Genomic DNA, 13,582 nt, shown 5'->3' with positions numbered 1-13,582 from the left:
CAGGCCACACAGCCGCCTGGCAACTCGGCGGCACCCGAACCCAATGTAGTGATGGTTGCCTATGGAAACAAGTCCATCGTCGACTCAGAGGTAGGCGAACCGGACTGGCTCCCGTAACACCGCGGCAGCGGCATCGACATCGGCGAGCCGGGCCGCGAGGGTGGCGGTCGCCAGGCGGATCGGCAGCGCACCGCTGAACTTGAGGCCGACCAGGGCCTTCTCGCTCACCTCCGGCAGACAGATCCGGTGTTGCACGTCGGCCGTTGCGGCCCGCCACATCTCCCGGTCCAGGTCGGCGCGCAGTCGGATACTCACGTCGTCGTACCGTTGGGTCGGGTCGGCCAGCTCGCTCAACGTGGCGACGAGGGTGGCGTTGGCCCGGAACCCGCCCCACGTCCACCAGCGCACCTCACCCTCCCGGTCCCGGACGATTACCGAACCGCCCGGATGGGCGGTGGACGAAGCATCCGACCGGAGCGTGCCGAGCCGTCCCACCGCACGCGCGGTGAGAACGACCTTCGGGTCCGCCCCGGCCAGCACGTCCCTCATCGCCCGGACCATCCGGTGCGACAGCCCCTGCGGGGCGGCCCCCGTCATCCACAGCGCCTTTCCACCCCCGTCGGCCGGCTCGACGAAGCAGCGACGGCGTTTCCAGTCGATGTGGTTGACCCGCCAACTCCGGCCCGCCAGCAGCAACAGCCGGGCGCCCTCGACCTTGGCGGTCAACAGGGCGGGATCGGTCCTGCCGATCTCGTGACGCCCGGCGAGCACGGTGAACTGCGGCGGCGCCGTGAAGACGGCGAGCATGTCCATGAAATGACGGCGTCCGAAACGCAGCTCCGCCTCCGGGCCGAGAAACAACATGCCGGAGTCCGAGTCCAGATATCCGTGCTCGACCAGGTGTCGCACGATGACCTGTGCGCTGCGGTCGAACGGGGCGAGTCCGTTCCACTCCTGCTGCCACAGCTGGTCACCGATCTGGTGACGTTGCAGGCAGAGGGCGAGCACCTGCTGCGCCACGATATGGCGTGGTTCCGGGGGTACGGTGACCGGCTCGACCCATCCCTGCGACCAGAGGTGGAGCAGCCCGGCCGCCCGCAGCAGCCCTACCCCGTCCAGCGCGAGGAACAGACAGTTGCGGCCACTGCCTGGCCGTCTACCGGTGCGCCCGATGCGCTGGAGAAACGCGGCGACGGTTCGCGGCGCGTCGATCTGGATGACCCGGTCGAGGTCACCCACGTCGACACCCAGTTCCAGGGTGCTCGTCGCCACGATCACGCAGTCCCGCTCCTGGGCGAACGCCTCCTCGGCCCGATGCCGCTCGTCCGCCGAGAGCGACGCGTGGGAGAGGTACGTCTTGACCCCCAGTTCGCGGAGCTTCTGACCGAGTTCCTCCACCAGTGCCCGCGACTCGCAGAACACCAGTCGCTTCTCGCCACGGTGCAGCGCGGCGACGACCCTTGCCGCGTTGTGCACGGAGCCGACGTAATCCAGTTCCACCTCGCCGGGCGGCGGTGAGACGGCGGCCGCTGCGGCGGCGGGTGCCACCACGCGCGCCGGTCGGCTGCCCCGACCTGCCCCCTGGAGCCAGCACAGAAGATCGTCGGGGTTTCCCACCGTCGCGGAGAGCCCGACCCGCTGGACCGGCCGGCCGGTGACCCGGCTGAGCCGTTCCAGCAGGGCCAGCAGGTGCCAGCCCCGGTCGTCGCCAGCGAAGGCGTGCACCTCGTCCACGACCACCGCCCGGACCCCCCCGAGAAACGTCGTTTCGTCCACCGTCGCGCTGACCAGCATCGACTCCAGAGACTCGGGGGTCGTGAGGAGCACATCGGGTCGGTCACGCAGAATGGCCCGCCGTCGCCCTGCCGTCACGTCGCCGTGCCACAAGGCCGCCCGCCGGCCCAGCCACCCGGTATAGCTCTCCAGCCTGGGCAGCAGATTGTTGAGCAGCGCCTTCAGCGGGCAGATGTAGAGCACCGAGGTGCCCGACCAACTCTCCTGCTCCATCCGGGACAACAGCGGGAACATCGCCGCCTCGGTCTTACCGCCTGCGGTCGGGGCGAGCAGCAGCGCGTCCTCGCCGCCCAGCAGCGGACCGACCGCGGCCTCCTGGAGGGACCGCAGGCCGGGCCATTGCAAGGAGTTCACCACGTGGTGCAGGACCACGGGGTGTAGCAGCTCGGCTCCGCTCATCGCTCGTCGGCTGCAAGGTCGAGGGCTACCTCGCCGGCGCTTGTCGCGTTCCGTTCCACGTCGGTCATCTCGGTAGCGGTCAGGGTGAGCGCATAGTCGCGGCGTGGGTCGAAGTCGGAGAACTGGTCGACCCGGTCAAGCACCTCACCCACCAGCTTCTTGAGGAACAACCGGGGCGCCACCCCCACCTTGCCACCCAGCCCGCCGGCGACCGCGCCCGCCAACTGGGCCAGGTAAGCGTCATCGACCAGGGAACGAACCCGGGCAGATGCGGCCGAGCCGTCCGCGTAGAGGTCTCGCACCCGACCGCCGAGTTCGACCAGGGACTCGACGGCGAAGCCCGGGAGGCGGATCTGCACGGCTCGGGGGTTGTCGAACCGGGCGTGGGTGTTGAAGTCGACCGCGAGGCGCTGGGCCAGCGGGGCAAGCCGCTGCACCCCCTGCGGCCCGTCGTAAAAGGCCGGGGTGCCAGTGATCACGAGGTAGAGACCGGGAAAGCGACCCGAGTACACCTCGTCGATGAGCTGACGCAACGCGTTCAACGCTTTGTCCCGGGCATCCGAACGGACCCGTTGTAACGTCTCGACCTCGTCAAGCACCAGCAGCAGCCCGGGATGGCCGCTGTCCCGGAGCACGACAAGGAGGCCCTGCAGGAAACTCAGCGCGGCGAAGTGGTCGAGGTCGCCCCGGACACCCGCCACCCGGCGGGCCGAGGCCGCGACGTGTGGCTGGCCGCCGAGCCAGGCGAGCACCGCATCGGCGGTCGACGGGTCGCCGGCAAGGGACGCGGCCCGGTATCCCCGCAGCGCGGCGGCGAACGCGGGCGCGCTGCGACTGACCACGGCGAGCCGTTGGTCGAGCAGCGTGGTGACCGCCCGGTCGAGCGCTTCGACGTCGTCCGGTGCCACCGTCTCCGCGGTGAGGACGTCCTCCTCCAGCGCGTAGTACCAGCCGTCGATCACCGGCCGTATCGCGCTGGGCGGGAAGGTCGCGGTGGTGAGCCGCTCGGTGAGTCGGCGGTACACCGTCTCCAGCTTGTGCAGTGGGGTCTCGTTCTCGGAGACCTGCACCTCGGCGGTGGCGAAGTTGGCCCGTTTGGCGCTCTCGGCGATCCACCTGGTGAAGAAGGTCTTTCCTGAGCCGTACTCGCCCCGGACGGCCTTGAACACCGCTCCTCCGGCGGCGACGGTGTCGAGGTCCTCCCCGACAGCGGTGGCGAATCGGTCCAACCCGACAGCGAGGAGGTCCAGGCCCGCTGACGGGACGGCCCCACGGCGCAGCGCATCGATCACCTCACGGCGACGGGCGACGCTCACCCCGGTCACGACCCACCCCCCGGCAGCCCGAACTGGGTTCGCAACAGCGCAATGTCCAGTCGCACGGTACGTCCATCGTCGATCATCGTGAGCACGGGATAGTTGTCGATGTTGAAAATGCGCTGCATGGTGGCGACAAAGCCGCCGGCCCGGACGGGCAACTCTCCTGCCCGTTGGGCCAGCACGGCGACGGGCAACACCCCTTTGGCCTCCACCAGCGCACGCAGCGCCGCCTCGACCTTCCTGCGGTCCACCCGGCGTGGGGTGAGCCCGTGTTGCGCCTCGAAGAGTTCGGTGTCCAGCAGCACGGTCACCAGGTCACCGTCGCCGGAGGTGTGCGCCGTGCCCGGCGCCGCCGTTTGCGCTGGGATATCGAACAGCACCTCCCCCCTGAGCGGGGCCACCTTGCGGCGTGATTTGGGAGCGGATGGGCGGGCGGGTGCGATGGTGGCGGGCTGCTCCGTTGCCGCCGGCTGCCACCAATCGGGCCGCTGCCCCTGCACGGGTACCCACCCGGCCGGCACGGCAGTGACATTGGGCAGTAGGTAGGCCAGCAGGGGGATGGTCACCTCGGCCAGTGAGACGCCGCCGTGGTACCCGGCCTTGCTGGGACGGTAGCGTCGGAGTGGATCCCACAACGCGATGATCCGCTGCCCCTCCGCGAGCACCCGGGGACCACGCAGCTCGATTTCACCGGGGCCGACCGGCGCTGCGCCCGTGCGGTGCCGGGCCGATGCGGCATCAGGGGCCTTGACCAGTTCGCCGCCCCGCTCCAGCACGTGACCGTGGTCGCTGGTGATCAGCACGGCACGGCCGGAGTAACTGGCGAGATCGAGCAGGCTACGCAAGAATCCCAGGTCGTTGAGCTGCCAGCCGGCCTCGTCGCCCTCTCGGCCGTGCGCCAGCGACTCGTCCACAGTGTTGATCACAACGGCGACCAGCTGCGCGGGATCCGCCATCGCGGTCCGCAGGTCCTCGGAGAGGACTTCCCCAGCCGCACCCCGGGCAGGCCCCTTGTGGAAAATCCGGGCGCCGTGGCCCCAGCGCCCCTCGGCGAACATCCGCTTTTCGTGCTCCTGACTTCCGCTACGCAGCGCCCCGGCGAAGAGCGAGGTCCGCGAGGTAGCGGTCAGGGTGGGTAGGGCAGCGACGACTCCCCGGCGGCGACCGACGACGCCCGCGCCCAGCGGGTCGTACTCGACCCACTGCTGCGACAGTTCGTCGGCCAGCTCCACGGCCACTGCGGCACTCATTCCGTCGAGCACCACCAGCAGCACCGGATACCTGGCCCGGATCAACGGTTCCACCACGGTGGGCAGCAGATTCTCGATGGTCAGTAGGCCAGCGTCGTTACCCGGACCGGCGGTAGCCCAAGCGGCGAGTCGACCCGCGAACGCCTCGTCCAGGTCACGCCGGCGCTGCTGGACCCGATCGTGGACCTCCCGGAACACCTGTTGCAGACCGAGGTGGATGTCGTCGCCGGCCCACACCTGATGCAACGCCCGGTCAACCCATCCCCACTCAGCGATCTGCCGCTGGATACCATCTGCGACGCTGGCCGGAGCAGCGGCCTCGCCGCCGAGCCAGCGGACGAGCCGTTGGGCCATCCGGATTCGCCGGATCCGGATGGCTTCCGAGTCCGCCAGCAGGTGGGCGGCCACGTTCTCGACGGCCGGCGCCAGCGCCGGATGGGCCGGGTCGGCGAGACCGGCCCGCAGCGCCCGGGCGACCTCGTCGACACGGTGGATGAATCCGGTACGCAGGATCGTGCTCTGTCCGGCGCTTCCGACGCCCCCGAACTGGACCAGCAGTTCCTCCGCACGGTGCAGCACTGCGTGCCCCTGCCTATTGACGGCGGCTTCCCGTGCGGTCACCATGCCCACCACCACCTCGACGGTGGCATTGGCGAAACCCCGTACGGTGGTGTCGTCGTCGAGGTGCCCGAAGTACTGGTCGATCCGGCCCTGCACCCGGGCTGCGTCCACCGCGTCCCTGGTCCAGACCGCGTCGCAGACCAGACCCAGCGGCAGCGCGTCGACGCCGTGCCCGACACCGACCAGCGCGAACAGTGCCCGCGCCGGTCTGCCGAATTGTTCCACCAGCCAGCGCACCAGGCCGTCCCGTTCCGCCGGGCGCAACAGACCGAACGCCTGCACCGCCCCGGGCTCGACGCTCCAGCGCAGCAGTGCGGCCACGTCCAGGTCGTCGGCGTTCTCGCCCCTGCGTTCCAGACCGAGCCGGACAGCGGCGAGGTGGCGCAGTGCCACGTCACGCGTCAACACCCGGGTGCTGAGCCTCGGCCACCCGGCCGGCGGCATGGCGTCCAGCAGGGCCTCACCGGCCCATGACTCCAGTTCCAGCGCGCTGTCGGGTAGCTGTGCGCCGAAGGCGTCGACTACCAGGTCCCAGGATTCGACCGGGATCACCTGCTGCCGGAAGATCCGGCTCCGAACGCCCTGCCCGAGCTGGGATTCCGGGATGTCGGTCAGGACCACCAGCACCTCGTCCTGGCGATCGGCGACGAGATGCTCCCACACGGACAGCGGCGAGATGCCGGGCACCACCCGGGCCTGGCGGCCGTCGGGCAACAGCACCGTCGGTTCGTACGGCCAGTTCGGTTCGGCCCGCAGCACCAACACCGGGTACGCGTCTCCGTTGCGGTGCCGTGTCAACTGTTGCCCGACCTTCTGCCGCAGGGCCACCGGGTTGATCCGCAGTGTCTGCGCTGGCGTGGTTGCCTGGGTCACTTGATGATTCTCCAGGTCACCTCGATGGTCGCGTCGTCGTGGCTACTCGCGAAGGCGCGCAATTCGCTGAGTGCGTCGTCGAGTGCGCCGGCGCGGACCTGACGGCTACCGGCCGGCGGGGCAGGGCGTGTCCCCGGTCCGTTACCGCCGACCGCGCCGGTGGAGCCGCTGCCCGAGCCTGCGGCCCCACCATCCGGTCCGGCACCACCGCGGTTGCGTCCCGAACTACTTGCGGTGACGTTACGCAGCAACGCCGTGGCCGCGCTCTGGGCCCGCCGCAGCGCCGGAGCCAGTGGTGCGGTCAGCTCGTCCGCCTGGGCCACCGCCCGCAGCTCACCGAGAATGCCGTCGGCCTGTGCCCGGTGCGGCTCGGGCAGGCCCGCGACGATCTCGAAGGTGTCCCAGGGAGCAGTCGTCAGCGCGGTGGCGACCTGCGCGGCGCTGCTGATGCTCCGACCGGTGCGGTCGGCCGGTCCGGCGAGGTCGGCACGGGCGAGTCGTTCGACCGCCTCCTTTGGCGTAGCCGCGGCGACCAGTGACTCCAGCAGGTCGGCGGCGGCGCGCGCGGTGGCGAGCCGGCCGGTCTCCTGATCCAGCGTCAGCCTGACCGCTCGCTCTTCGAGCAGCGTCACCAGGGTGTGCGCGTTGTCCCGGTGTCGGGTCGCGGCGATGCTCAGGTCCCGGGTGAACATCGCCACCAATCGACCTCGACGCAGGGCGAGTTGGTGGAACCCGAAGATCGCGGCGGCTCGGGCCCGGGCGGTCTCCCAGTCGGCTTCGGAGGGCAGGCTCTCCTCGCGCAGCACCAGGTCCGGGGTGATCTTGCCCAGTTCCGGGGTTACCGGGCTGCCGTGCAGATAGAAACCCCGGTCGGTCTGCTCGGCAAAGGTCGCCACCACCAACTGGGCCACCACCGGGTCCAGCCCTCGTGCCCGGGGCTCGTCCATCCAGCGAAGCAGGTCCGTCACCCGTAGCTCACCGGTGATGCCCTCGCTGGCGGCTTTCTGGTGGAAATGCTGCGCCCACTCCCCTTCGACGACGAAGGCCGCCTCGTGCATCGTGCCCAGCTTCAGCGGGTTGGCGATCCGACGCATGGTCTGCCGGTGTGTCCGTTCCACCTCGACGCGCCCCTCGGGCGACTCGACCGCACGCCGCACGTAGTCGAGCACCACCCTGACGTCCGGCAGACGCACCGGGTCGCCCTTGCGGTCGGGGTCGAAGTCCGGGTGGGCCGGGAACTGCTCGCTGAGCATCTGGTCGCCGATGCTCCGCAGCGCGTCGTTGAAGGTCGCGCCCATCGGCAGCGTCGGTTCCAACGCCCGGGTCAGCGACTGGAGGTGGTCGTCGAAACCGAGCTGTATGTCATTGGGTTGCTTCGCGGCCAGTCCGTACGCCTGCCGGAGCACGCCCTGCATCTTGACGAGCAGCGCGCTGCGCTGGTTGGTGAGCGCACCATGTGCGCGCCGGCGGTCGTCCGGGTTGAGGTGTTCGGCGTGGCTGTCGAACCGCTGACCTTCGAGCAACTTGTCGATGATAACCAGCTTGCCCAGCTCGTTGCGGCGTTCGACGGTCAGCGCCGCCGGGATCCAGCAGATCGTCCGGGCCGTGGACCGGCCGAGGAGATCCTGCACCCGCTGGCGGTCGTCGGCCGGGCCGTGGCTGCCGTCGTCGAACGGATAGTCAATGATCATGCGCCAGCCGTCAGGGGCATCCGGGTGGAACGCCGCGTCGCGGATGTCGTTCGGGTCGCGGACGTTGCCGTAGACCAGCTCGACGACGCGACGGCTGCCCCGCCAGGCGAGCCCCGCCTCGGCAAAGAACGAGTCGCTCCACGGCACACCGAGCTGCTGCCAGAGCAGCCGTTGGACGATGTGCTTGCGAGACCCGTCGTTGTCGTAGTGCTTGGCGGTGGCGAGGACGCTGTCGACGTCCACGCCGACCAGTTCCAGCGCGACGACGGGGTCGTCGCCCTCACCGATGCGAATCTCCGGGAACTGGCCGGCCCAGTCGGCGAGCTTGCGGTTGACCTGGGCGACCTCGCCGCCGGGAATCGGGCTGGTGATGCTGCCGTGGTTCAGCGCCGAGAGGCGTCGCCCCGTGAGGTTGCGCAGCGCCGGCACGCTGGGGGCCAGAGCCGCCAGCAGCAGGGTCTTGACCAGCCGGTCGTCGCCGGTGAACGCCCGCACCCGGCCGGCAGCTTCGGGCGACAAGGGGTCGCCGCGTCGGGCGGCGTCGAGATCGTCCTCGGTCAACCCGTGCTGACCGAGCAGGTGGGGTCGAAGCTTGAGGTCATAGAGCTTCTGCGCCATCTCGAACTCGGCCTTGAGCTTCTCGGTGAAGGGCTGGTCGCCGCCGGTGCTGATCACGTCGTAGAGGTCACCCAGCGGCACGAGCTGCCCCAGTCGCAACGTTTCCCGCCGGTCGACCAGGAGCTGACGCATGAGCTTCAGCGCGGTACGGGAGCGCTGCAGCGCGCTGGAGACGTGGACCAGGGTGGAGACGAAGGCCGGGCTGAACGGATACGTCGAACGGAACGCGTCCACGTCGGCCCCGCTGCCGGAGTCGCTGCCGAGGAGGGTGTCGAAGACCTCCCGGCGTACCTTGGTGGTGGCGTCGAAGGCCCGTCGGATGGCCTCGGCGGCCTCGTCGGTGCGGGGTTTGAGCAGCCGACGGCGGGCGATCTCCGGCAGGTTGCGGTCCTCCAGCTTGATCACGTCGAACCGGCCACTGGCCAGGTTGAGGGTGTCCTGATAGCTCAGCTCGTTGGCACCGACGACCTCTTCACCGACCAGTTCCCGCAGGTCACGCTGCCGGGCGATAAAGCTGATCACCGGGATGGGCCGGCGGGTGTCGCCGCCCTCGACAAAATTGGTGATCTTCTGGATCTCGCGCGAGACGAACTGCTGGTCGCCGATGGAGTTGGCCAGCCAGAGGATCAGCTCGTCGAGGAAGAGGACCAGTCCGTCGTAACCGAGCTCCTTGGCGTGGCGGCTGATCTCGGTGAGACCGGGGTCCAGGGAGACGAACGCCTCGGCGTCCTCCCGGGCGTTGCTGAAGAAGCCGGCGTTCCAACTGGTCAGCAGGTCGTTGACGAGCTTGCGACGCAGCTCGTCGCGGTAGGAGCCACCGAACGCCTCGTCGAGGCGCTCCGGCGTCCAGAACGCCTCGGTGTCACCCCACTCGTCCTCGGCGTCACCGCCCGGGAGCCCGGCGATGAACTGCTGGTCGCCGATCTTCTCCCGCAGGGAGGCGGCCTGGGCGAGCAGGGCGTCGGTGCGGTGGACCGCCGGGATGGGCGCCGCCGGGTGCAGGGCGCGCACCCGGTCCACGTAGCCACCGAGCACTCGCTGCTCCAATGACCGCGCGTCGAGCAGGTGGTACGGGATCAGCAGGAACTTCCGCCCGTCCAGCCAGACGCTGTGCTTGGCGACCAGCGGTGCCAGCTCGTCCCGGCCCCGGGCGACCGGCGCACCACGCAGCAGGGCATGCAGCACGGCCATGAAGTGCGACTTGCCCGAGCCGAAGGAGCCGTGCAGGTACGCCGCCTTCGAGGCGTGGCCCTCGACGGCGGAGCGGATCAGGCCGAGCGCCTCGTCGAAGTTCCCCAGCAGCCGATCCGTGACGACATAATCACGGAGGGTGGCGTCCGCGTCGGCGACGCTGTCGGCGAGCTTGAGCACGAAGTCGCTGGTGCTCGTCCGCTCCGGAATGTCGATGTAGTTCCGGAGCAGCGGTTCTGGGGTGGGCGCAGACATGCCGCCTACCGTACCGATCGGCCGACGGTCACCCGGGGCGGCACGAACTGTTGTCGGCGGAGATCGGCCTGTCAGGCGAGTTGGCTGGATCCAGACGTACCGCCCGCTCGCCGCTTCCGGGGACCGAAACAGCCGACTGCGGGGTGGACACTCTCATTCCCGGCACGGTAGGAAACATCGAGCCCCGTCGGAACGCCGCATCCCCTTCCACACCAGGGTCGGCTGCCGCCGTGCTGGCTCACCATGCGCGCAATTGGCTGACCTGCGTCGACAGCAGCCATGACGAAGAGGGCTGTAGATGCACGTAGACAGGATCGACCGGTCGATCGGCGAGCTCATCGACCAGATTTCCAACGCCGAGATCCTGCTCCCGGAGATTCAGCGGGAATATGTCTGGAAGCCGACACAGGTCGCCAAGCTGATGGATTCGATCTACCGCGGCTATCCCTTCGGCTCGCTGCTGTTCTGGGAAACCGACGAGGCACCACAGATCCGCGAGATGTCGGTGACCGGCGCCGGCTCCGGCCCACTCCGGCCACCGTTGTTCCTGCTGGACGGGCAGCAGCGCCTGACGTCGCTGCACCGCGTCTTCAGGGACCACCCGGAGGCGCAGGTCGTCTTCAACGTCGAGGCGCAGAAGTTCCAGAACCAGAGCGCGGCGACTCAACGCGACCCGAGGTGGATCAAGGTGGCGGACGTCCTCGATCCGAAGGCGAGCATGCTGCGACTGACCAAACAGCTCCTCGACGCGAACTCCACGCTGCCCGACCACGAGATCGAGGAGCGACTCGGCCGGATCAAGGGGCTCCGGGACCGCAGGTTCGTGATGGAGGTACTCAAGGGCTTTCCCTACGAGGAGGTCGCCGAGATCTTCGTACGGGTCAACAGCGGTGGGCGACGACTCGGCACCCTCGACCTCGCCATGGCGACCCTCTCGACCCGCTGGACCGGGGTGCTCGCCAAGCTGCAGGCCGAGGCGAAGCAGTGGGCGCAACAGGGGTATGCCGACGTCGACGTCAACTTCCTCTCCCGCGCGTTGGCCGGGGTGGTGCTCGGTCGGGGCCTCTCGGTGTGGTCGCACAGCCGTCTGCGACAGACCGAGGACGTCGAGTTGGAGCGTGGCTGGGCGGTGGTCCAGCGTGGCCTGCGGCGGCTGATCCCACTCCTACGGACCAACCTGGGCCTCACTCGCTCTGATCCACTCCCCTCGATGGTGGTCCTCATCCCACTCGTCGTCCTGCTCGGTGAGCGAAACGACGAGCCGATCGACCGTGCCACCAGCGACGGAATCATCTACTGGCTTCTCCTGGCCACGATCCAGACCCGCTACAGCGGCTCCACGGACACCAAGCTGAGTCAGGACATCCGCTCAGCTCGACAACCCGATCCCGTGGGGACGCTGCTCGCCGGGCTGAACGTCGAGCAGTCCCGGGCCGAGGTCACCGACCGGGCGCTGCGCGGCCGCACCAAGGAGAGCCCCTACTTCTTCCTCAGCCTGCTGGTCGCACTCGCCAACGGGGCCCGGGACTGGTGGTACGGCACTGAGATTCTGCCCGGGCACGACGAGGGACAGAAGCTCGAGCATCACCACATCCACCCGCCGAACACGCTCGACGACCGGTTCGACAAGGGCACCGTCAACGATCTCGCCAACCTTGTGTTCATCTCGACCAAGGCCAACAAGCAGATCAACGGTCGCAGCCCGGCCGACTACCTCCCTGGTTTGGAGGAGCGGGAGTTGCGCGCGCACTGCGTGCCGATGGACAAGGCTCTGTACGACCCGGACGGCTACGCGCGTTTCCTTGTCGAACGCCGGCAGTTGCTTGCGGATGCCATGAACGACCTCTTGGACCGGTTCCGGCCCGTGCTTCTCGACGAGGTACCGGCCGGGCCGGCCGACCCGAACGCCGGCTTCTCGCTCGACCTGGCACTGTACGAGAGCCGCCGGGACGGCGGACAGATGGTCTTCAGTGCCGTCGGCGACGGCATCACCTGGGTCGGCTCCGCCACCATGGGCGAGCTGGAGAATGCCATCGAGTCGGCCCGGATCGCCGGCATCGACAGCGACGTGACGATCGCCGGAGAGTCGGTGCCCGTCCAGATGATCGAGGAATCCCTCCATGTTCCCATCGGTCCGTTCCTGGTGACCGGCACGCCGGAGGAATGGCGTGCGGTGTTCGACCGGGAGCGACTCAGCTCCCAGCCACTGTCGGCGGCCCCGACGCTCGACCAGCCGACACCGTGGACCGGTGAGCGGATCAAGTTCCCCGTCACCAGCACCGATTGAGGAGACCTGTGACGCAGGCATGGATCGTCCGTACCGGGCGCGACGACAGGTACGAGGACCTGGCTCTCCAGAAGAACCTGATCGCGGTCGGTTGGGCGGCGACGGGTGACCTCGGCGACACGACGACGCTGTCGGGTGTTCGGCAGCGGGTCCGGTCGGCGTACCCGGACATGGGCCGGCGCACGGGGGACAGTCACGCCATCCAACTGTTCGCCTTCCGGGACCGGATGGCGCCGGGTGACGTGGTGCTCCTGCTTCGGAGGTCCAGCCCGGACGTCGCCCTCGGCCGCATCACCGGCTCCTACGAGTACCGACAGGATCTGGCCCGCGGCATCGCACACGTCCGTACGGTCTCCTGGGCCCGTACCGATCTGCCACGCGCCTCGGTGGAACGGGAGTTGGCCACGCTCCCGAGCCTGACCACCGTCTATCGGATCAACCAGGCGGAGGTGACCGCCCGTCTCCTGCGACTCGCAGGCGATCCCCTGTCGGCGCCCGCCCCGGGTGTCGTTCCGCCCGGGGCCGTGGCCTCGCCCGGTCTGTCCGAGGGAGCATCGGAGCCGTTCGCCAACCTCAAGCGGAACCTCAACTATGCCCGTAGTCTCGCCACCGCCGGGCAACACCTGGCTCTGTTGAAGGTCGGCGCGTTCGAGATCACCGACGTTTTCCGTGCTGCCTGGGTACAGAGCGTCGCGGCCCTGGATCACTGGGTACGTCAGGAGATCCGGGCCCGGATGCTCCGGCTGGCCGCCCAGCCCGACGCCGTGAGACCGCAGGCGTTCGCAGCCTTCCCGCTCTCCCTGGGATTGGTGGAGCAGGTGCAGCTGGGCAAGGTGACACTTGTCGACGCCGTGGACCAGCAGCTGCAGAGTCGGGGCCATCTCGTCTACCAGAACCCCACCAAGATCCGGGAAGGGTTCGCACTGGTCGCCGACGTCAACGGGTTCTGGAACAGGGTCGCCAAGGTGCTCACCGAGCAGAATGGTGACGGTGTCTCCTTCACCGGGGTCGAGGTACAGGATCAGCTCAGCCAGATCGCGCAGCGCCGACACAAGATCGCCCACGAGTACGACGAAGACCCTGACGACCCGACCAAGAAGCGGCCTATCGACGCGTCGAGTGCCACTCAGACGATCGACTCGATCGAGCAGCTGGCAGCGGCCATCCTCGTCGTCCTCGATGGGATCACCTAGATCGGGAGGTGGTCCCGAATGCCAACACCCGCTCTGGCATTCGGGACGGATCGGTACGAGTGTCACGGTTGATATGGCGGTCCCCGACATG

Annotated in this window: 6 protein-coding genes; 2 read left to right on the top strand and 4 right to left on the bottom strand. The window is 68.9% G+C overall.

The features are described from left to right. Positions 1-84: 84 nt before the first annotated feature. Genes O7625_RS20595 through O7625_RS20580 form a run of 4 tightly spaced genes read right to left on the bottom strand, consistent with a single transcriptional unit; the run spans position 85 to position 10,011 of the window. The gene (locus O7625_RS20595) at positions 85-2,193 is read right to left on the bottom strand and encodes a DEAD/DEAH box helicase (RefSeq protein ID WP_282340724.1); all 2,109 of its coding nucleotides are present in this window, start codon (positions 2,191-2,193) and stop codon (positions 85-87) included. Further along, entirely contained in the window at positions 2,190-3,518 is a 1,329-nt protein-coding gene (brxD, locus tag O7625_RS20590; RefSeq protein ID WP_282340722.1) for a BREX system ATP-binding protein BrxD, read from the bottom strand. Before brxD ends, O7625_RS20595 begins: the two co-directional genes overlap by 4 nt. Then, complete coding sequence (gene pglZ / locus O7625_RS20585; RefSeq protein ID WP_282347021.1) at positions 3,515-6,211, bottom strand: BREX-2 system phosphatase PglZ; 2,697 nt, start codon at positions 6,209-6,211, stop codon at positions 3,515-3,517. Before pglZ ends, brxD begins: the two co-directional genes overlap by 4 nt. A gap of 41 nt (positions 6,212-6,252) precedes the next feature. Further along, positions 6,253-10,011 carry a hypothetical protein gene (locus O7625_RS20580; protein ID WP_282340721.1) on the bottom strand — a complete coding sequence of 1,253 codons (3,759 nt, stop codon included), beginning with the start codon at positions 10,009-10,011 and terminating at the stop codon, positions 6,253-6,255. 298 nt (positions 10,012-10,309) lie between these two features. Between O7625_RS20580 and O7625_RS20575 the strand changes: the two genes are divergently transcribed. Further along, positions 10,310-12,298 carry a DUF262 domain-containing protein gene (locus tag O7625_RS20575; protein WP_282340720.1) on the top strand — a complete coding sequence of 663 codons (1,989 nt, stop codon included), beginning with the start codon at positions 10,310-10,312 and terminating at the stop codon, positions 12,296-12,298. 8 nt (positions 12,299-12,306) lie between these two features. Further along, entirely contained in the window at positions 12,307-13,491 is a 1,185-nt protein-coding gene (locus O7625_RS20570) for a hypothetical protein (RefSeq protein ID WP_282340719.1), read from the top strand. Positions 13,492-13,582 lie beyond the last annotated feature (91 nt).

The organism is Micromonospora sp. WMMD714 (assembly GCF_029581315.1).
Taxonomy (GTDB): domain Bacteria; phylum Actinomycetota; class Actinomycetes; order Mycobacteriales; family Micromonosporaceae; genus Micromonospora; species Micromonospora rifamycinica.
Note: the sequence above shows the minus strand (reverse complement) of the source record. Positions and strands in the feature narration are given on the sequence as shown.

What these genes read in the sequence shown, in the direction of transcription:
- O7625_RS20580 (WP_282340721.1), bottom strand. Translation starts at nt 10,011, where the DNA reads ATGTCTGCGCCCACCCCAGAACCGCTGCTCCGGAACTACATCGACATT.
- O7625_RS20595 (WP_282340724.1), bottom strand. Translation starts at nt 2,193, where the DNA reads ATGAGCGGAGCCGAGCTGCTACACCCCGTGGTCCTGCACCACGTGGTG.
- O7625_RS20575 (WP_282340720.1), top strand. Translation starts at nt 10,310, where the DNA reads ATGCACGTAGACAGGATCGACCGGTCGATCGGCGAGCTCATCGACCAG.